The organism is Kitasatospora sp. NPDC022856, from assembly GCF_055561235.1.
The window spans coordinates 1-19,044 of record NZ_JBVHHE010000071.1; the positions used below are offsets into that span (position 1 = coordinate 1).

At 71.3% G+C, this 19,044-nt stretch carries 17 protein-coding genes; 10 read left to right on the plus strand and 7 right to left on the minus strand.

The features are described from left to right. Positions 1-297 (minus strand): DUF485 domain-containing protein (locus tag ACZ34W_RS36885; protein ID WP_465610619.1); only part of this gene is annotated, 297 nt, incomplete at its 3' end. A gap of 608 nt (positions 298-905) precedes the next feature. On the opposite strand from ACZ34W_RS36885, the gene ACZ34W_RS36890 reads away from it, so the two are divergent. Further along, the gene (locus ACZ34W_RS36890; RefSeq protein WP_465610621.1) at positions 906-1,634 is read left to right on the plus strand and encodes a GntR family transcriptional regulator; all 729 of its coding nucleotides are present in this window, start codon (positions 906-908) and stop codon (positions 1,632-1,634) included. Here ACZ34W_RS36890 and ACZ34W_RS36895 read toward each other — a convergent pair. Together ACZ34W_RS36895 and ACZ34W_RS36900 are read right to left on the minus strand one after the other, a co-directional pair. After that, entirely contained in the window at positions 1,631-2,746 is a 1,116-nt protein-coding gene (locus ACZ34W_RS36895) for a zinc-binding dehydrogenase (RefSeq protein WP_465610623.1), read from the minus strand. The genes ACZ34W_RS36890 and ACZ34W_RS36895 overlap by 4 nt on opposite strands. 135 nt (positions 2,747-2,881) lie before the next feature. Continuing rightward, the gene (locus tag ACZ34W_RS36900; protein WP_465610625.1) at positions 2,882-4,945 is read right to left on the minus strand and encodes an alkaline phosphatase D family protein; all 2,064 of its coding nucleotides are present in this window, start codon (positions 4,943-4,945) and stop codon (positions 2,882-2,884) included. Between the two features lie 398 nt (positions 4,946-5,343). Here ACZ34W_RS36900 and ACZ34W_RS36905 point away from each other — a divergent pair, with 398 nt between their 5' ends. The 5 genes from ACZ34W_RS36905 to ACZ34W_RS36925 all read left to right on the plus strand — a co-directional run bounded on the left by ACZ34W_RS36905 (position 5,344) and on the right by ACZ34W_RS36925 (position 10,904). Then, on the plus strand, positions 5,344-6,258 hold the full coding sequence (locus tag ACZ34W_RS36905) for a phosphate/phosphite/phosphonate ABC transporter substrate-binding protein (RefSeq protein WP_465610627.1): 915 nt from the start codon (positions 5,344-5,346) through the stop codon (positions 6,256-6,258). Then, positions 6,258-6,971, plus strand: coding sequence for a phosphonate ABC transporter ATP-binding protein (locus tag ACZ34W_RS36910; RefSeq protein ID WP_465610629.1), 714 nt, complete (start codon positions 6,258-6,260; stop codon positions 6,969-6,971). Before ACZ34W_RS36905 ends, ACZ34W_RS36910 begins: the two co-directional genes overlap by 1 nt. Before the next feature lie 5 nt (positions 6,972-6,976). After that, positions 6,977-7,789: a phosphonate ABC transporter, permease protein PhnE gene (gene phnE, locus ACZ34W_RS36915; protein ID WP_465610631.1), complete on the plus strand. Its 813-nt coding sequence runs from the start codon at positions 6,977-6,979 to the stop codon at positions 7,787-7,789. Between the two features lie 1,807 nt (positions 7,790-9,596). Further along, complete coding sequence (tatC, locus tag ACZ34W_RS36920) at positions 9,597-10,484, plus strand: twin-arginine translocase subunit TatC (RefSeq protein WP_465610649.1); 888 nt, start codon at positions 9,597-9,599, stop codon at positions 10,482-10,484. Between the two features lie 249 nt (positions 10,485-10,733). Then, positions 10,734-10,904 carry a hypothetical protein gene (locus ACZ34W_RS36925; RefSeq protein ID WP_465610633.1) on the plus strand — a complete coding sequence of 57 codons (171 nt, stop codon included), beginning with the start codon at positions 10,734-10,736 and terminating at the stop codon, positions 10,902-10,904. 309 nt (positions 10,905-11,213) lie between these two features. Here ACZ34W_RS36925 and ACZ34W_RS36930 read toward each other — a convergent pair whose 3' ends face one another. Together ACZ34W_RS36930 and ACZ34W_RS36935 are read right to left on the minus strand one after the other, a co-directional pair. Then, positions 11,214-11,990 carry a glycine betaine ABC transporter substrate-binding protein gene (locus ACZ34W_RS36930; RefSeq protein ID WP_465610635.1) on the minus strand — a complete coding sequence of 259 codons (777 nt, stop codon included), beginning with the start codon at positions 11,988-11,990 and terminating at the stop codon, positions 11,214-11,216. A 203-nt stretch (positions 11,991-12,193) separates the two neighbouring features. Then, the gene (locus ACZ34W_RS36935) at positions 12,194-13,114 is read right to left on the minus strand and encodes a LysR family transcriptional regulator (RefSeq protein WP_465610637.1); all 921 of its coding nucleotides are present in this window, start codon (positions 13,112-13,114) and stop codon (positions 12,194-12,196) included. Between the two features lie 185 nt (positions 13,115-13,299). On the opposite strand from ACZ34W_RS36935, the gene ACZ34W_RS36940 reads away from it, so the two are divergent. The 3 genes from ACZ34W_RS36940 (at position 13,300) to ACZ34W_RS36950 (ending at position 15,898) form a co-directional block, all read left to right on the plus strand. Then, positions 13,300-13,644, plus strand: coding sequence for a cupin domain-containing protein (locus tag ACZ34W_RS36940; RefSeq protein WP_465610639.1), 345 nt, complete (start codon positions 13,300-13,302; stop codon positions 13,642-13,644). Further along, the gene (locus ACZ34W_RS36945) at positions 13,641-14,546 is read left to right on the plus strand and encodes a sugar phosphate isomerase/epimerase family protein (protein ID WP_465610641.1); all 906 of its coding nucleotides are present in this window, start codon (positions 13,641-13,643) and stop codon (positions 14,544-14,546) included. The genes ACZ34W_RS36940 and ACZ34W_RS36945 overlap by 4 nt, the downstream gene beginning before the upstream one ends. Positions 14,547-14,653: 107 nt before the next feature. Next, on the plus strand, positions 14,654-15,898 hold the full coding sequence (locus ACZ34W_RS36950; protein ID WP_465610643.1) for an MFS transporter: 1,245 nt from the start codon (positions 14,654-14,656) through the stop codon (positions 15,896-15,898). 383 nt (positions 15,899-16,281) lie between these two features. Here the strand turns inward: ACZ34W_RS36950 and ACZ34W_RS36955 are convergent, their stop codons facing one another. Both ACZ34W_RS36955 and ACZ34W_RS36960 read right to left on the minus strand, forming a co-directional pair. Then, positions 16,282-16,989: a hypothetical protein gene (locus tag ACZ34W_RS36955; RefSeq protein ID WP_465610645.1), complete on the minus strand. Its 708-nt coding sequence runs from the start codon at positions 16,987-16,989 to the stop codon at positions 16,282-16,284. Positions 16,990-17,030: 41 nt separating this feature from the next. Then, positions 17,031-17,489: a hypothetical protein gene (locus ACZ34W_RS36960; protein ID WP_465610647.1), complete on the minus strand. Its 459-nt coding sequence runs from the start codon at positions 17,487-17,489 to the stop codon at positions 17,031-17,033. A 1,400-nt stretch (positions 17,490-18,889) separates the two neighbouring features. Here ACZ34W_RS36960 and ACZ34W_RS36965 point away from each other — a divergent pair. Further along, a partial coding sequence (locus ACZ34W_RS36965) for a PIN domain-containing protein (protein WP_465610651.1) occupies positions 18,890-19,044 on the plus strand: 155 nt, incomplete at its 3' end.

Sequence of the window (19,044 nt, forward strand, 5' to 3'; positions counted from 1 at the left end):
CGGGTCGAGGCGGCGGCCGGCGTAGCGGGCGTACAGGGCCGCGATGGTGAAGGTGCTGGCGAACTGGAGCAGACCCAGTGCCAGGGCGACGTTGACGTGTCCCACCAGCCTGATCGCCATGAAGGCGGGAGCGTAGTTGGAGAGCAGGACGTAGAGCAGGTACCAGAGCAGGAAGCCTGCGGTCACCGGGAACGCGAATCCCCGGAAGGAACTGCGCAGCCGGCGGAACTCCTCGGTCCCTTCGAGTCGTTCCAGCCGGTCGGGGGCCGCCCGACCGGCGGTCGAATGAAGTTCCACGGGATGCCTCCTGAGATCAGCGGGATGGTGGGGAAGGGACCGTCGGGGCTGGACCGTCGCCGTGTCGGCACAGACGGGGCCTGCTCGCCGGGTGCCGCCGGGGCCGTCGTCTCCGGCGCCGGCGGGTTAGCTCCCTGCGGCGCATCCCAACGCACGTGGGCGGCACGGGATAGGCACCGCCCCAGGACGTGCGGTGAACGGTCGCATTGTGCGGCCAGCGGCGCGCCGAACGGTCGCCGGGCCTCGGATCCCACTGCCGGAGTCGTTTCGGCCGATGAGGGCCGAGGTCACGGCACGCTGTCCGTGTCGACGGCGTCGAGCAGCGAAGTCGGGTCGGTGACGCTGTCCAGGACGTGGGTCTGGGGGACGGTGGCGAAGTCGCTGCCGCCGTACGAGCCGGTGCGGACGACGGCGGCGACGTGGGCGCCGGAAGGGCGGGTCAGGACTTGTCCAGACAGGTTGCCGATTGTTCACCTGGATCACTTCGACGCCCGGGTGGGGGCAGGTCCGGGTGGAGGGTTGTTCCGCAGGTCATCTCGTATGGATCCGAAGGTGTCATGACAGGAGGCGGGACAGGTCGCTCCATGTCACCTGTAGGGTCAGGTCCCGTGAAGGAATCACTGCACGGTGTCGTCGCCGCCCAACTGCGCCAGCGGATCCGGAGCGGCTCGTTGAAGGTAGGCGAACTCCTGCCCTCGGAAGCCGAGTTGTGCGAGGAGTTCGCGGCCTCCCGCACTCCGGTGCGCCAGGCGCTGGCGACCCTCCGGGAGGAGGGACTGATCAGCGGGGGGCAGGGACGGCGGTCGGTGGTGCTGGACGCGGTGCCGTCGCAGCCGTTCGAGTCACTGCTGTCCTTCACCACCCGGGCCCGGCTGACCGGGCACAGCCCGGGGCAGCGGTTGCAGGAGATCGCGCTGCGCAGGCCGCAAGCGGCCGTCGCGGCGGCACTGGAGGTCGACACGGACGCGCTGGTGGTGCAGTTGCTGCGGCTTCGGCTGCTGGACGGCCGGCCGGCGATGCTGGAACGGATGACGTACACCGAGGCGGTGGGCCGCCCCCTGCTGGGCGCGGACCTGGACGCGGGCTCGATCTACGCGCTGCTGACCGAGAACGGGGTCGAGCTGGCCGCGGCCCGGCACACCTTCGACGCGGTCGCCGCCGACGAGGTCGACGCGCAGCTGCTGGAGGTCGAGGTGGGCGCACCGCTGCTGCGCGAGCGGCGGCTCACCACGGACGTCCAAGGGGTGCCGGTGGAGTGGTCCGAGGACCGCTACCGGCCGGACGTGGCGAACGTGACGGTCACCAACACCCGCTCCGCGCGCTCGGCGCAGCTCTAGGCCCTACCCTGGGCGGCCGCACCGCCGGGCGGGCGCGGTGACCGGGGGTACGGGGCGAGCGCCTGACGCGGCGCGGTGCCGGTGCGGGCCGCTTCGACGGCGTCCTCGATCCGCTCCAGCGGGTGGGCGGCGGCGACCAGGGACGCGAACGGGTAGGTCTCGTGATGGGCCGCCAGGAAGCGGACGGCCGTGTCCAGGTCGTGGGGGCGGTAGTTGTGGACGCCGGTGACGGTGTGCAGGCCGCGCACCAGGCGTTCGGGGTCGAGGGCGACGGCGGGGCCGGGCGCGACGGACCCGACCAGCACGGCCCGGCCGCCGACGGCGAGGGAGTCCAGGCAGCGCTGGACGGCGGCGGGGTGACCGGAGAAGTCGAGGGCGACATCGGCCTCGCCGGCTTCCTCGGCGGTGTCGAGGGCGGCGCTCGCGCCGAACCGCAGCGCCTCGGCGCGCCGGGCGGGGTCGGGGTCGACCGCGCTCACCCGGGCGCCGGCGGCTGCGGCCATCGCCGTGGCGGTAAGGCCGAGCATGCCGGTACCGGTGATCAGGACTCGTTGCCCGGCCGGCTCGCCGGCGGCGGCGAGGGCGGCGGCGACGGTGGCCGTGGCACAGGAGGCGGGGCTGGCGACTTCGTCGGGCAGGCCCGCGGGCACGGCGACGACGGCGGTGCCGGGCAGCACCACGCAGTGGGTGGCGAAGCCGCCGTTCAGCGGGGCGAGCGGGGACCACGGCTCGTGGCCGTACTTGCGCAGACTGAGGCACTTGTGCGGCAGGCCGCGTTCGCACCGCACGCACCGTCCGCAGGAGGCGGCCACCGACCACACCACCCGCATCCCCTCCTCGACCGGCGTGCCGTCCACGCACCGCACACCGCCGGCGCCCACGCCGACCACGGTGCCCACCTGCTCGTGGCCGAGCAGTGCGGGTACGGGCGAGGGGCGGCGGCCTTCGATCGTGTGCAGGTCGCTGCCGCAAACGGTGGCCAGGTCGATGCGCACCAGCAGTTCGCCGTGGCCGGGGGTACGAACCGTCGCGCACTCCAGCAGGGAGAAGGGTCTGTCCACTCCCTCCCAACGGGCGAGGCGGACGGGGATCAGGTCAGTGGAATCGTTCACCCGTGAAACTTGTCATGAAAGCGCGCGCCCAACAAGTACTTGTCATGACATGTTGGGCGAAGATCGGGTGAACCCCGCCGTCCCGCACCGCCCGTGGTGGGGCGGTGCGGGACAGCGGGGTTCGGGGGCGAGGGATCAGGCCGGATGACCGAGCTCGGTCGCGGTGCGGTGGACCTCGAAGAGGCGTCTGCCGTCGCGGTTGATCCAGGTCGCGGTGAGCGTCGCCGGGGAGACCGTGGTGTCCGCGACGAGCTTGAGGAACACGAACGGCTCCACGGCGCTGGCGACCAGGGCCGGGTGCGGGGTGTTGAGGCTCGCGATGGTGCGGTCGTGCAGCGGGCTGACGATGAACTGCCACAGGTCGTAGCCGATCCGGGGCCCGTAGTTCAGCGCGCGGGAGACGTGCACGTCGCCGCTGACCAGGAAGCAGCCGGGAATCCGCTCGGCGGCGAGGAAGTCGAGGATCGCCTCCTTCTCGTACTGGTAGGTGGCCCAGTCGTCGGTCTCCGAGTTGCCCTTGTCGTCCCAGATCATGCCGGAGGCGATGGCCTTGAACGGGGCGGTGCTGGCCCGCAGCGAGGCGCGCAGCCAGTCCCACTGGACCTCGCCCAGACAGGTGGTCCTGGAGGGGTCGGCCCAGCTGGGACCGGTGTTGCTGAACCAGCGGGGATCGAGCAGGAAGACCTCGACGGGGCCGCGACGGAACGAGGTGTAGACGGCCCGGCCGGCCGTTCTGGTGGTCAGGCGGGTGCCGTCGTCGGCATGGCCGAAGGAGGCGTTGGCACGGTAGTCGACGAAGGCGGTGCGGGTGTTGACCTTGCCCGCGAAGGTGCCGTTGATGCCGTTGCCACCGAAGTCGTGGTCGTCCCAGGTGCCCCAGGTCGGCATGGTCGAGACCATCTGCGCGATCTCCGGCTGCGCGAGGAACTCGCGGTGCTTGGTGCGGGCCACCGCCAGGTCGCCGGAGTCGACGTAGGGGGTGTCGCCGAGCAGCACGAAGCTGTCGCAGCCCTCCTCGACCACGCGGGTCCACACGGTGTTCGGGGTGGACGGGGCGCACGAGCCCAGGCCCATGGTCACCACGGCGGGCGCCCCGTCGGCGGGTGCGGTGGCGAAGGAGCCGGTCAGCGGGACGAAGCCGGGGGCCGCGACCGTCGGGGCGAGGGTGAACTCGTAGTGTGTGGCCGCCAGGAGTCCGGGGACGTCGGCGAGCAGGGTGTTGTCGTTGGCGGTGGAGATCGGCACGTCGACGACCTTCGACCAGCCGTCGGCCCGGCGTACGGTGCAGCGCCAGACGGCGTGGACCGCGGGGTCCAGGCCGGGGCGGGCCCAGATGCGCGCGGTGGTGGTGCCGACGTGTCCCACCAGCGGACCGACCGAGGGCTGCGCCGGCATCGGAGTGGGCGGGACGGCCGGGGCGGTGCCCGCGCGTACCCGGGCGACGTAGCCCGCGAGGGCGGTGAAGAAGGTGACGCTGTCCTGCACCGCGGCGGCGGGCTGAACGGCGGCGCCGCTGCTGTTGAAGCACTTGTCGACGGTCAGGCTGGCCACCAGGAACCGGCCCGCGCCGTGCGCACCCTCCAGCAGACAGGGGTTGGCGCCGCCCGCGGTGCACGCCATCAGCACCCGCATGGCATGCCACGAGCCGACGGTCTCCCAGCTGACCCGGATGCCGGGGGCGCGGCCGGTGAACACCCTGCCGGAACTCCTCGGAAGCGCCGTGACGAGCGGGTGGTCGGCGACGATCGGCAGCACGGTGTCGTAGTCGGCGTCGGTGCGCACCGCGCCGAGTGCGGCCGGGAGGTAGGAGACCGCGGCGCCGAACTGGTCGGACTGGGCGAGGTCGAGGACCACGCCGCCGCCGGCCACGAAGTCGCGCAGCGAGACGGCTTGTGCGGCCACGTAACTCGGGTACTGCGAGCCGTTGTTGGTGAAGCTACCGAAGGCGATCAGGTCGACGCCCTGGGCGGTAGCGGAGCGGGTCGTGTCCAAGGGGACGACGGTGAAGCCGGCCCGGCGCAGCAGTTCGGCCAGGCCGGAGGCGTGGGTCCACCGGTCGGTGTATTCCAGCACCGCGGCACGCGGCGGCGCGGCGGTGGTGGTGGTGGCGGCGTGGGCGGGAAGGGTGGCGACGGCGGTGGTCAGGGCGGCTGCGCCGCCGACGAGCAGGGACCGTCGGTGAAGTCCGTCTGGGCTCATGGGGGTGTTCCTCCTTTGACGGCCAAGGTCGCAGCGAAGCTGCCCCTCCAACAAGCACTTATCACTACAAGTCATGCAGTGTTCATCTGACCCGGCTTCGACGTCGAGCGGCCGGGAGGACACCCGAGGAGCCGCTCGACCGGCCCGACCGGATCATCCAGGCCGAATGCGATGACTTGGGTGGCAGTACGCCTGTGGCCACGCCGGCCGAGAACCTCACGAGGTCACGGGCGAGTGAACAGGAAATGACTTGTCACAACAAGTAGTTGACCTGGGGCTGCCGCACCTGCCAGCGTTCCGGTGCCGGCCAAGAGCGGCGCCCCGTCCGGTGATGCCGGGCCGCGCACCCCGCCCCGGTTCCTCCTCGGCTTCCCCCGTTGCTCACCTCGGAGCCCACCGTGCGTCTTCGTCCCCTCGTCCTCACCGTCACCGGCGCCCTCGCGGCGCTCTCCCTCACCGCCTGCGGCAGCGACGGCGGCCCCTCCGCCGCCGGGAAGTCCGCCACCTGCCCGGGCGGGAGGATCCGCTTCGGCGTCGAGCCCTTCGAGGACCCCGCCAAGCTCACCCCGGCCGCGAAGGTCCTGGCAGACGCCCTCGGCGAACAGCTCAACTGCCCCGTACAGCTCACCATCACGGAGGACTACTCCGCCGAGGTGCTCGCCCTGCAGAACGGCAAGCTCGACGTCGCCATGTTCGGCCCGCTCGGCTACGTCTTCGCCAGCCAGCGCGCCGGTGCCGAGGCCGTCGCCTCGTTCGGTGACAGCGGCGGCAAGGTGTCCAGCTACACCGCCGGAATCTGGGTACCGACCGATTCCACCGTCCGCGAGGTCAAGGACCTCGCCGGGCGCTCGCTCGCGCTTTCCTCGGTCGGCTCCACGTCCGGCGACGCACTGCCCCGCAAGGCCCTGGTCGACGTGGGCCTGAAGACCGCCGACGTCAAGGTCAACTACGCCGGCGGCCACGCCGAGTCACTGCTCGCGCTGGCCAAGGGCACCGTCGACGCCGCCGAGATCAACTCCCAGCAGCTCGCCAGCGCCACCGCGTCCAAGACCTTCGACCCGACGAAGTTCCGCAAGATCTGGACCTCCGACGCCATCCCCAACGACCCCATCACCGTCCGCGGCAACCTCGACCCCGCGTTCAAGAAGGCCGCCGCGGACGCCCTCCTGCACCTTCCCAGCGACAAGGTCGGGCAGATCGGCGCCCTGCTCGCCGTCAAGCCCGCGGCGCCCCTGGTCGCCGTCGACAAGTCCACCTACCAGCCGTTGTTCGACCTGGCGGCCGCCCTCAACCTGACCGACAAGGACCTCTGATGCTGGTGCTCTCCGACATCACGGTGCGGTACGGCCCGCGGGAGGTCCTGCGCGGGGTGGACGTCACCGTCCCGCGCGGCGAGTTCCTCGCCGTGCTCGGGGCCAACGGCTGCGGGAAGTCCACCCTGCTGCGCGCGGCCGCCGGGATCGAACCGGTGGCGGAGGGCACCGTGACCGTCGACGGCAGGGCGGGCGACCCGCTCGCCCTCGCCATGGTCTTCCAGCAGATCCACCTGGTGGGTCGGCGCTCCGTCCTCGACAACGTCTGCGGCGGGGCTCTGGGACGACTGCCGCTGCGGCACTCGCTCCACTCCCGCCTGTTCCCGCGGGACCTGCGCGAGGAGGCGATGGCCTGCCTGGACCGGGTCGGCCTCGCCGAGCGCGCCCACGACCGGGCCGACCGGCTCTCCGGCGGCCAGCAGCAGCGCGTCGCCGTCGCCCGGGCACTGTGCCAGCGCCCCGAGGTGATCCTCGCCGACGAACCGGTCTCCGCCCTCGACCCGGCAGCGTCCGAGCAGGTGCTGGCGCTGCTCGCCGAACTCGCCCACCAGGAACGGCTCGCCGTCGTCGCCGTGCTGCACCAGCCCGCACTCGCCGCCCGGCACGCCGACCGCGTCATCGGCCTGAGCGACGGCCGGGTGCTGCTGGACGGCCCGCCGGACCAGAACGTCGACGTCCTGTACCAGCCCGCACTCGCCGAAAGCCTGTCATGACCCCTGTGTCCAGCGCCGTTCGCGGCCTCCCCGTCCCGCCCCGCCCCCGGCGGCCCCGCACCGTGGTCAGGGCGCTGATCGTGACCGCCGCCGTGGCCGCCGCGCACGTGGTCGCGTGGAACACCACGGACATGTCGCTGGCCGCCCTGGCGGAGGGCTGGCACGGCATGGCGGAGTTCCTCGGCGAGGCCTTCCCGCCCAGGATCGACCGGGCGGTCCTGCAGCCGAGCCTGTCCGCGGCCCTGGTCACCCTGTGGATCGGCCTGCTCGGCACCACCCTGTCGATCCCGCCGTCCCTGGCGCTGGCGTTGCTCGCCGCCCGCGACGTCGCCCCGTCCGGTGTCGTCTACCAGGCGGCGCGCTCGCTGCTGTCCTTCCTGCGCTCCGTGCCGGACGTGGTCTTCGCCCTGGTCTTCGTCACCGCTGTCGGCCTCGGCCCGTTCCCCGGCGTCCTGGCGCTGGCCTGCCACAACGTCGGCGTCATGGGCAAGTTGTGGGCCGAGGCGATCGAGGACGCCGACCCGGGCCCGTCGCAGGCGCTCAGGTCGGCGGGTGCCGGCCGCGTCCAGGTCGCCCTGCACGCCCTACTGCCGACCGCCACCCCCCGGCTGGCCGGACTGCTGCTCTACCGACTGGACGTGAACGTCCGCGCCTCGCTGGTCCTCGGGCTGGTCGGCGCGGGGGGCATCGGCTTCCTGATCAACCAGTCGATCAAGCTGTTCCGGTTCGACGAGATGCTCACCCACATCCTGGTGGTACTGGTGCTGATCGTGGCGGTCGACCGTCTGTCCGCCGCCGTCCGCCGCCGCCTGGCCTGACCCGCCCGGTCGGGCACTCGGCCGCGTCGAGTGCGCACCGGACGGGGAGAGACACGAGGGCACTGCGCCGTCTTCGGGATCCCTCGCCAGGCGGCCTGGCCGCGCCGACGGTGCACCCGCAGCTGCGTCGGGCGTACGCACCACACCTTCACGTCCCTCGTGGGCACGAGCGAGAACACCGGAGGACGGGCCCGGGCCGGCCACCCGGTCGGCGCCCGACCGGACAACAGGGTCATCGACGGCCGGTGCGACACGGGCCGCATCCACAAGCACCTGGCCACTCAGAACCCGCTGTCGTCAGCGCTCGGGGGGCGTCGGTTCGATCTGAACAACCCGGCGCGACCGTCCATGCCTCGCCGACTACCTGGAGCGAGATCGGCGGATGTGCCGGGCTGACCCGGAAGTCCGTCGGTAACACTTCGATAGAGCCTCGGGACGCTGACGGAGCGCGGCCCTCTATTGCGACGACGGGCCCTGTGGAGCCAGTGGAGCCACGAGCCACACCTGTCAGACCTGTCTCGCCTGTCCACACGAGGAGAGCGATGCGAGAGCCTTCGGCGGCCTGGAATACCTTCGTGCGTCGTGGCAGGGTGCCACGGCAAGGTGATCGGGGCGGTGGTCCGCACCCCGTCGGTGACGGCGGGCGTCCGCCGACCGGCTGGTTCGCGCGGTTCACCGGTACCCGCCCCGAAGCGGCTGACGCGGCTGCGCCCGGGAGCGCCGTTGCGCCGGCGTCCCCCCGTGCCTCCGTGTCCGAGCGCCGGATCGTCGTGGCGGGGGGAACGGTCGAGCCCGCCACGGCACCCGGCAGTGGGAGCGGGCCTTCCGGGGAAGCTCCGGTGTCGCTGCCCGAGACGTGCCGGCACGAGATCCTGCGAGCCGTCGTGCGGGCCGCCGGCCGAAGACGGAGCCTGTCCTCGGCACCGGCCAACGCGGCCACCGAACGGGAGGAGTCCGAAGACACCTGGCACGCCCATGTCGGCGTGGTGGCCCTGCGGACCTGCCTCTACGCCGCTGCTCTGCACGAGGACGGCTCATCGGACCGGGGCCCCCTCGCGGCCGACCGCTTCACGGCGTTGTGCGTCTCGTGCTCCCCAGAGGCACCGACGACGGACCTCCCACCCCGCCCGGCGGACCGGGAGCCACCCGCGGCCGGGCCCATGACGCACCCGGCACCGCTCGCGCCTGGACACCGGTGCAGCCCGGTCCCCCCGGTACCGACGGCCGCCGGCGGCGCTCCCGCCGTGTCACGGGGTGACCACCGGCACTGACAGCGACCGATCCCGTCGGTGGTAGCGCCGCCGTGCACGGCGGCCCCGGCTCGCCATGCCCGGGTGGGCTCGGCCGGTGCTTCGGTGTGGTGCCCGGAAGCAGGGACATTGCTCGTTGACGGGCGCCCCGGGTTCCCTCACACTTTGCGCACGGGCGGCACCTCGCGAAGCCGCCAGTGCTGCGGCGTCCGCAGTCGGCGCCCGGTCATGCTCCTTCCTGTCATCATCCGCCTCCTACGGGCTGGTTGCGGCGTTCCCCTCTCCGGACCGCGCCCACCCGTGCGTGGCAGGTCACCACGTAGGGCACGCGCCGAGGTACGCCCCCTTGGAGGTCTTCGAACTTCACCGATGCCAGGGCCACCGGGTATCGGTGTGCGGTGAGCGGCGCCGTGCGCTGCCGCCCCCCGGATCGACGGGAGGCACCGCACCACCGGAGGAGGTCGGCCCCGTCGCACGGCGGCCCTGAAGGACCAGCGAGGACCGCGTTGAGCAAGCTCATCAAGGCGTCGAAAGCGCCCAAGGACTCCGAGGGACGGATGGCCCTCGCCGACCATCTGCGGGAACTGCGTGGCCGGGTGGTGAAGTCGGCCCTGGCCATCGTGGTGCTCACGCTCGTCGCGCTGGTCTTCCACAAGCGGATCGAGGACTTCCTGCTGGAGCCGCTGCGGTGCACTCCGGAGATCATCGCCGCGGGCAAGCGCAAGTGCGCGCAGGTCTCCACCATCGGCCTGACCGCGGGTTTCACCTGGATGCTCAAGGTCGCGCTGACGGCCGGCGTGGTGGCGACCGTCCCGGTCTGGCTCTACCAGGTCTGGGCGTTCGTGGCGCCCGGTCTGCACAGGAACGAGCGCAAGTACACCCGGGTCTTCGTGGCCTGCGGAGCCCCGCTGTTCCTGGCGGGCGCCGCCTTGGCGATGCTGCTGCTGCCGACGACGGTCGAGATGTTGCTCGCCTTCACCCCGAACAACACCACCCCGATCCTGCCGCCCGACGACTACTTCGACATCGCCACCAGGCTGGTCCTGGTCTTCGGTCTGGCCTTCGAGTTCCCGCTGCTGCTGGTGATGCTCGACCTGGTGGGCGTGGTGACCGGCAAACGGCTGCTGAGCTGGTGGCGCGGCATGGTGCTGGGCATCACCGTCTTCGCGGCCTTCGCGACGCCCAGCGTCGATCCGGTGAGCATGCTGACTCTGGCCGCGCCGATCTGGGCACTGTACTTCATGGCGGTCGGCATCTCGATGATCAACGACAGGCGCAGAGCCCGGCGCAACCCGGACCACGGGCTGCTCGACGACGAGGCCTCGCAGCTGGACCTCTCGGTGCAGCCGGTCACCGTGGTCGAGGTGATCGAACCCTCCACCGCGCCGCCGGCGGGTGAGCTTCCGGCGGGATTCGACCACGAGCGGGTGGACGACATCACCTGAGCGCAGGCCCGGGCCGCCGATCTCACTGCCGCGGATGCTGCCCGAAGCGCCCTTGACCGGGTGAACACGGGCCGGGGTGGATCCGGTCAGGTCCGATGGACAGGGGCTGTGGCCGCCGCGTGCCTCGCGGCCGCACCTCTCCACCGCACACCCCGGGAGCCGCGTTGAGTGCCACGGAAAGCATTCGTAACCTCAGCCCTGGGTACGGCTCAGCCCTGGGTACGGCTCAGCCCGGCCAGGACCTCGTCGGTGCCGCGTGCCCGGGAGAAGGTGCTGCTCTTCGCCCGCTTCTGGCGCAGACTCGTCGCCGACACCGGACCGGAGGAACTCTGGACGGTGCCCTTCTCGCCCGCCCACCCGGTCCATACGCCGCACGCGCTGGACGCCCCGTCACCGGCCGTCCCTCGCGCGCTGGGGTAGGCCGTCACCGAACTGCGCGCCGCCGGGATACCGCCGGCCTCCCGGCCTCCCGGCCTCCCGATGGGGCGACTTCCAGTTCGCCGTCCGTGGCGGCACCCGACCAGACCGCGCTCTTCTCCACCGGGCAGTGGGTGACCTCACGCTTCTGCGAGAAGGACATCTCGGACGCACCCGAACTGCGGGTAATGACAGTCACCGAGACCGGACGATGACACCGACCCTGAATCCCGGTCACTCCAGCCGCTGACCCCGCGCAGTTCACGGAGAGACCGGACATCCTCCGGCACCCGGCGAGAGTGACGAACAAGCTCACTGGGCGCGCAGGTAGCGTTCGGCGGCTTCCAGTGGGGACAGCCCGTCGACCGAGATCAACTCGTCCAGCAGCTCGACACCGTCGTTGCCCAGGCTGAGCCGCTTCAGAGCCTCCATCGCGGCGGGGACGATCCGCTCGGCGGCGTCGAGACGGATCACGGTGGACGCGGCGTCGACGCCGCCGAGCAGGCCCTTCGGATCACGGAGGGCGCGCAGCCGGTGCCGCCGGTTGAGGTACTGCGGGCGCCACAGTGGTGTGACGAACCACTCCTCACGCGCGATCGCCTCTTCCACGTGAGAAGTGAACTCCTCCTCGGTACCCGGCGTGAAGGTGTATCCGAGCCGGCCGAGCCCGTACTCGGCGATCATTCGGACGGAGAACCGGCTGATCCCGGCACCAGGGTTGATGCCCTGGATGTTCCCTGCCATGCGCGAGGCGATCTCGGGCCGGGTGAGGTCGGCGATCTCGGCGACGAGGGCCTGCGGAACGTAGGGCGGGACGCTCCAGGTGCAGTAGGGCCGGTAGGCGGCGTCCAGCACGACCGCCCGGTCCCGGTAGGGCGCGAGGTACGCGCCGTGGCTGTCGGGCAGCCACGCGGAGACCAGGACGTCGACCGATCCGCGGGCCTGGAGCGCGAAGATCTCCTGATGCGGAGCTTCCAGGACGGTCACGCGGTGGCCGTGCGATTCCAGCAGATGGCGTACGACGCCGGCAACGGCGCGGTGGAAGGAGAGTGCGATGTTGCCGACGACGAGCGGCGTTGGTGTGCTCACGGTCTCGTACCCTTCGGCGCGGCGTCGGATGACAGTCCGCTGGTCCGGAAATGAGGACCTGAAGCTATCCGCTCCAGCGTGGTAACCATCAAGGGCTGTTGCTACCCAGTGGAAAGCATGCAGGTAAGGAGGGATGTCCGGACTGCTGAAAGCCCTGCTCTGGTGTCCCGGTCCGCCTCGGCCTCCCGGCAGGGCCCCGGTGTTCAGCTGCTGTCCGGGCGCCCCGGGCCCTGCACCAACCCCAGGGCTGATTCCTGTAGCGCCGTGACGAATTGGCGCACGAGCCCGTGCGGTTCGCTGCGCAGGTAACAGGTGAGTGCGCGAAAGCGCCGGGGTCGGCACGGCACTACGACGGCGTCGAGCCCTGCGGGAAGCGCGTTGTCCGGGAGGAGCGCCGGCCCGACCCCGGCAGCGGCCAGCCGCGCCGCCGCGTCCACCTGCCAGGTGCGTACCGCCGCCACCGGCCGAAACCCTTCGGTCGAGCAGAAGCCGGAGATCAGGTCGTTGAGACCGTGTCCCTGGCCGAACAGGACCCACTCCTGGTCCGCGAGGTCGCGCAGGGCGATCCCGGTGGCGGGTGTCACCCGGCCGTCGCTGAGGGACGGGTGACTTCGGGGGAGCACCACCACGAACTCTTCATGTCCGAGCGGTACGACCGGGCCGTCCCAGGCACGGGGCCGCGGACCCACCGCGAGGTCGGCCAGGCCGTTGCGGACCTGCTGCTCCAGGAGGTCGCGATGGCTGAACTCGTCGAGTCGGACCGGGCACCCGGGGTGTTGGTCGTGCCAGGCGCGGATGACGTTCGGCAGGATGCCGGCCGCGATCGACGACACGGTGGCGATCTCGAGCTCGGCGGACTCGCCGCCGGTCGCCGCCCGCGCGGAGCGGTAGGCCCGCTCGGCGTCCCGCAGGGTCGCGAGCGCCTGCGGGAGGAAGGCGCGGCCGGCCGGTGTCAGCCGCATGCCGCGCGGAAGCCTCTCGAACAGAGGTCCGCCGACTCTGCGTTCGAGCGTCCTGAGCTGCTGGGACAACGACGGCTGCGCGACGGACAACCGTGCGGCGGCGCGGCTCAGCGAACCTTCCTCGGCCACCGCCACGAAGTACTCGAACTGTCTGAGACTCACATCGCCCAGGCTACGTATAGATAAATCCTGTGTGAATAGATAGAGAAGAAATCTTAGACTTACGAGCCTGGGCGGCCCATTCTCGCTGTATGAGCATCCGACAGACCTCCGAATCCACGAACCCCGCAGTCGCACCCGTCGGACCGCCCGAAGCGGAGAGAGAGACGGCAGCCCTCAACCGTCAGGTGGGCACCCGCCTCCTGTTCGAGAACGACGCTGTCCGCGTCTGGGAGGTCCGCCTCGAACCTGGAGAGCGGGCACCGCTCCACTGCCACGCCCTCGACTACTTCTGGACATGCACCGAGCCGGGCACGGCTCTGCAGTGGCGGCTCACCGGAAGCGTGTGGGAGCAGCACCGCCGTTCCTACGGCATCGGCGATACCGAGTACTTCGCCCGCGGCAAGGACTCGCCGGTGATCCACGACCTGCACAACAACGGCAGCACCACACTCTGCTTCGTGACCGTCGAGCTGCTCGGCCGCACCGGACAGCACACCTCCTCCCCCACCGCGCCAGGAGCCACGCCATGACCATGCGCCTGTCCATGCACAACTGGATGCGTCCGGAGCCGCTGGAGGTCACCGTTCCCAGGCTGGCCCGATACGGGTACGACGCCATCGAGATCTCCGCCGACCCCCACGGTACGGACCTCACGGCGGTCAGGCGGCTGCTCTCCGAACACGACATCGCCTGTTCGGGCGGCCTCGCGCTCTTCATGGGCGGCCGCGACCTCGTCCACGAAGACTCCTTCATCCGGCAGGCCAGTCTCGACTACCTCATGGAGACCATCGACCTCACCGCCGAGCTGGGCGGCACCTTCGTCACGGTGCCCTGCACCGTCGGCAAGCTGGTGCCGATGGCAGACGCGGAGCTGGAGTGGGACTGGTACGTCAAGGCCCTCCGCACCGCGCAGAACCACGCCGGCGACCGGGGCGTCCGGCTCGCCATCGAGCCCCTGACGCGCTACGAGACCTACCTCGTCAACCGGGCCGACCAGGCGCTCCGCCTGGCTGAGGAGGTGGGCGACGAGTGCGGCGTCTGCCTGGACATCTTCCACATGAACATCGAGGAAGCCGACTGGAGATCCGCCATCCGAAGCTGTGCCGGCCGGCTGGTGAACTTCCACGTCGCCGAGAACAACCGGCTTCCGCCGGGATCGGGAGCGATCGACTGGGCGGCAGTGCTGGGCGAACTCGCCGCCACGGGCTACGACGGTCACCTGTCCGTGGAGTTCATGCCCGCCATCGACCGCACGCCCCTGTCCGACCGGCAGATCGCCGACGCCGCCGATGAGTCCCTCAGCCACGGCATGATCAAGTGGCTGCGCGACCACGCCTCCGGAGTGCTTCCCGCAGGCCTCTACGAGGAGTACACCGCGCAGTCCGCCCGGGTGCTGCGCCATCACCTCGCCCAGGTGGGTTCCGGCAGCTGAGCCCGACCGTTCGTCCGCCGGGCGCCGTCCTCCCCCGCGCCGCCCGGCGGATCCCGTTCCTTCCCCCTGCACTCCCTCCCCCGTACTCCCAGAGACCGGAGCCCTCCATGACCACGCTCCTCAATTCCGGCAGTAGAGCCGAGGCCACCACGGCCACCCCGATCCGTGCACGCCGCCTGTTCATCGGCAGCTGTGTCGCACTCGCCGCCACCGGCATGACGTTCTCCGTGCGAGGCGACATCATGGGCGCGCTGGGGCAGGACTTCGCCCTGAACCACTATCGGCTGGGCCTGATCGCCGGTGCGGCCTTCTACGGTTACGTCGGCGCCATCCTGGGCGGCGGTCTCCTGGTGGACGTGCTGGGGGCCAAGAGGATCCTCACGCTCGCCTTCATCGCTCAACTCGCCGGGCTCGTCATGACGATCACCGCACCGGGGTTCGACGTCCTGTTTGCCGGAACGCTGGTTGTCGGGCTGGGCAACGGACTCATCGAGGCCGCAGCGAACCCGCTCGTCGCCACCCTCTACCCCACGAACAAAACGCTGCGGCTCAATGCCTTCCACGCCTGGTTCGCCGGCGGCCTCATCGCCGGCGGCGTCGTCGGTTACGGATTCACTCGCGCGGGTATCGGCTGGCAGGCGAAGCTCGGCACGATCCTCCTGCTGGTGGTCGCCTACGGAGTACTCCTCTTCCCCCTGCGCTTCCCCCGCACCGAGCGCGTCGTCGCGGCCGTGACCGGCAAGGAGATGTTCCGGACCGCTCTCCGGCCCGTCTTCCTGGTCTTCCTGGGCTGCATGCTGCTCACCGCGTCCACCGAACTCGGACCCAACCAGTGGATCCCCGACACCCTCAACCAGCTGGCAGGAGCCTCCGGAATCCTGGTCCTGACCTTCGTCAACGGCATCATGTTCGCCTCCCGGACCATCGGCAGCCGACTCGTCGGTCGCCTGAGCCCGATCGCCGTACTGGCCGGTTCGTGCGCGCTCGCCGCAATGGGACTCCAGTTGCTCGCCCACGCCCGCAGCGCCCCGGTCACCTACGGCGCAGCCGCCGTCTTCGCCCTCGGTATCGGCCGGCTGTGGCCCACCATGCTCGGCGTGGTGGCCGAACGGTGCCCCCGGGGCGGCTCCTTCGTCCTGGCGCTCATCGGCTCCGGCGGGATGCTCGCCACCGCGCTGACCGTGCCGTGGATGGGAGGGATGATCGACGAACACGGTGCCGCGAGCACCTTCGCCACGGTCAGCGTGCTTCCCGCCATCTGTGTCCTGGTCTTCACCATCGTGTGGCTGCGCGACCGCACAACCGGTGGACACCGCGTCGAGTCCCTCTCGGTGGAAGAGACCCCGGCCTAGCACAGCCACCCCGCAGGCGGCGGTCCTCTTCGCCTCGCCCTTCGGCCGGCCACCGGCGGCGCCGCGCGGATGTTCCTGGGCGGGGTGAGCGGACGAGGCGACCCACGTGGGCCGAGTGGGAGAACCCGGCCGCTGCCACCGGGGGCGACGCACCGCACGGTCGCGGATGCGGGGCCGTCCGACGGGCAGCCACCTGGCCGCGGCTCCGGCGGGCACGGATCGAGCGGTAGCAGAACCGCGGCTCCGGCGGGCCGTGCCGGAACCCGCCTGCGGCGTGGTCGGCCGCAGGCGGGGCGGGCATCGTGTCGGCTGCTCTCGCGGCGGTGCGGCACGCGAGGGGGCGAGCCAGGCGGCCGCGCTGTTCCGGCTGCCTCACCCCCGGGTCACCAGAAGTGCCACCAGGCGTGCGGGTCGGAGCGGTACCGGCCGTCACCACCGACACCCGTGCCGGGGGCGGGGCGGGTGGGGTCCGGGCTGGAGGGCGTGTCGCCGGGCGAGGGGGCCGTGCTGGAGGGGGCCGTGCTGGAGGGGGCCGACGGGGTGGTGGCGGGGATGTCGGTGCCCGTGCCGGTGATGCGGTCGTAGCGGTAGGGGGTGTAGTAGCTGGTGGGCCAGCCCGCGAGGGAGCTGGCGTTGAGGTCGCCCTCGTACTTGCTGGTGAGGACCCGTGGGTTGCTCTCCGCGTAGTAGTGGAAGGTCCCGGCGGACTTGTCGATCCAGTCGCCGAAGAGGATGACGTGCTGGGCGGTGTAGTCGAGGGCGTCGCCGGGTCCGAGGTCGGTGGCGGCGATCTCGGTGGAGACGTCGGGCAGGGTCTGGGTGACCATGCTGTCGGTGAGGTGCCAGGCCATGGAGACGTAGCCCGAGCAGTCCTGCCGATAGGTGCCGTTGCTGTCCACGTGGAAGGCGCCCTGGTCGTAGGACACGCCCTGGGTGACCCAGCTCTGCGCCCGCTCGATCACCTCCGCGCGCGTGATGGCGCCCCCGGCGGAGGAGGCGGCGTGGGCCGGGGCAACAGTCAGGACAGCGGGGACGCCGAGCGCCATGAGGCCGGTGAGGCAGCGTCGGAGGGTGGCTCTACGGACGGACATCGTGGGCTCCAGGTGGATCGGTGACAAGGCTGCGAGCGGGTTCAGCCGAGGCGGCGGGTGATGGCGGCGAGGACCTCGTGGTCGGCCCGGGTGTCGTAGGAGGTGGTCGCGGAGTCGGCCCGTTCGTCGAAATGGACGACGGCCAACGTGGTGCCGCGCTGAACGGCATACAGGTGATTGGTCTGCGGACCGGCGGCCGACAGGCCCTCCATACCGGCCCACCGGCGCGACCAGGCCGTGGCCTGACCGGCCGCTGCCGTCCTGACGACCTCCGCGTCCGCGGCGCGCGCGACCTTGGTCTGCAGCGCGCGCGAAAGTGCCTGACAATCACTCATCCCGGTCAGCAACCCCTCGTAGGCCTCACGAGCGGCCTCCGCGTCCCGGAAGGCGAAGACCTCCTGGACCGCGGGGGTCCGGTGGACACCCACGTAGGCGAGCTGCTGCCAGCGCACGGCACCGACGACTGAGGCGCATTCGTTGAGGCGGATGTCACCGGTCACGGGCCGGACGGCAGCAGCGGGCAGCGGTGTCCAGCGCTGGGCAGCGGCATCGGGCAGCTGCGCCGCCGACAACAGGGGGGTCGGGGCGATCGCGGACGGCTCCCCCGGGCCGGGAACTTGAGTCTCGCGGGGCGCACCGCTCGGCGCTGCCTCCGGGGAGCTGCCGCAGCCGGCGACACCGAGCAGGGCCGCCAGTGCGCAGAACACGGCGTAGCGGAGTCGACGGGCGGCGAGTCGAACGCAGGGCTCCTCACGGCAGGAGGTACCGGAGCGGGGTGTGGATCCGGGCATGGCTGTCTTCCTGGCAGGCCGCCGTGCGCGAAGAGGCGCAGGGCGGAACCGGGTGCGGCGGTGCCGGGCGGCGGGGTTCCTGTGAGGTCCGGCGTCCGGCGGGCGGCGGCCTCGCGGGCTCGCACGCGACGTGTGATCGTGCCGTCCGGCGGGCTCGGAGTGAGCGGACTGGGCGCCGGGTGAGCGGATTCTTGTCGGATGGTTCGCGTGCTGTCAAGGTCTGCTCGTGGCAGTCCGCGCGCCCCGGCGGGCCGCCGGGGACGGCGGCAATTCCGGGGCGAAACCGAGGCGGGCACGACGGTGGACCTCCTGCCGGGCGGTGACTGACATCACGTCACGCGGGCTTCCGCCAAGGCCTGCGGCGGGCCCCCGGCTGGATCACCTGCGGCACGGGCCGGCACCCCCGCCTCGACGCCGCCGCGAGGCCCGGTCCATCGGCCGCACGCCGTGCCGTCGCCCCGCGCCGCCGCGGCCGACCGACCGGCCGGCCGAGCCAACGAGCCAACGAGCCAACGAGCCGACGAGCCGACGAGCCGACGAGCCGACGAGCGCGGACTCCCCTCGGGTACCCGGCGCACGGACGTGCGGCCGCGTAGTCAATCGGCCACGCTCCGGAGGACGCCGCTGAGCGCGAACGGCTCGAAGGAGACTGTGATCCACCTCACGTTTGAGCGGCGAGCATCACTGACTATCGTTCATTGAAAGGAGCACCCATATCACCGGCCTTCCATATGGTGGATTGCCGGCCGAGCCAATGAATCCCACACGGAAACTGGCCCGCCGGATTTGGGTGGCTGATTTCCCAATCGCGCCCGACGATCGGGGCGAAGGTGCATTTCCAAGGATGGGAACCCTTGGAACCTGGCACCTTGCCCACCGAGAGGGTCGATCGCCATCGAAATGCAATCTTCGGCCGTCGACACCCTTTCCTGAATGCCCCAGCTGCCGCAGACCGTGTCCGCTCGATTACGGAATTCGGCACCGGTGCAGCCTGCGCCCGGCCTCCGTCCATCCCTCCGACCGCGAGCAACCGACCCGTCGTGCGGGCAGCAGTTCCCGTCCGCACCCACTCCAGGCCCGGCACCAACCCGGTCGCCAAGGAGACGCCAATGAGCATCGAAGACCGCGGCACCCGCCCCGAGCCGGCTGCCCGCTCCCGCAGACACGACGACCGGCGGACCTACGTTCTCGACACCAGCGTGCTTCTGGCGGACCCGCTCGCCATGACCCGCTTCGAGGAGCACGAGGTCGTCCTGCCGGTGGT

Excerpts from the sequence above, each read along its gene's own strand:
- ACZ34W_RS36900 (WP_465610625.1), bottom strand. The coding sequence starts at position 4,945 with ATGAGCCCAGACGGACTTCACCGACGGTCCCTGCTCGTCGGCGGCGCA.
- ACZ34W_RS36910 (WP_465610629.1), top strand. The coding sequence starts at position 6,258 with ATGCTGGTGCTCTCCGACATCACGGTGCGGTACGGCCCGCGGGAGGTC.
- tatC (WP_465610649.1), top strand. The coding sequence starts at position 9,597 with ATGGCCCTCGCCGACCATCTGCGGGAACTGCGTGGCCGGGTGGTGAAG.
- ACZ34W_RS36945 (WP_465610641.1), top strand. The coding sequence starts at position 13,641 with ATGACCATGCGCCTGTCCATGCACAACTGGATGCGTCCGGAGCCGCTG.
- ACZ34W_RS36950 (WP_465610643.1), top strand. The coding sequence starts at position 14,654 with ATGACCACGCTCCTCAATTCCGGCAGTAGAGCCGAGGCCACCACGGCC.
- ACZ34W_RS36955 (WP_465610645.1), bottom strand. The coding sequence starts at position 16,989 with ATGTCCGTCCGTAGAGCCACCCTCCGACGCTGCCTCACCGGCCTCATG.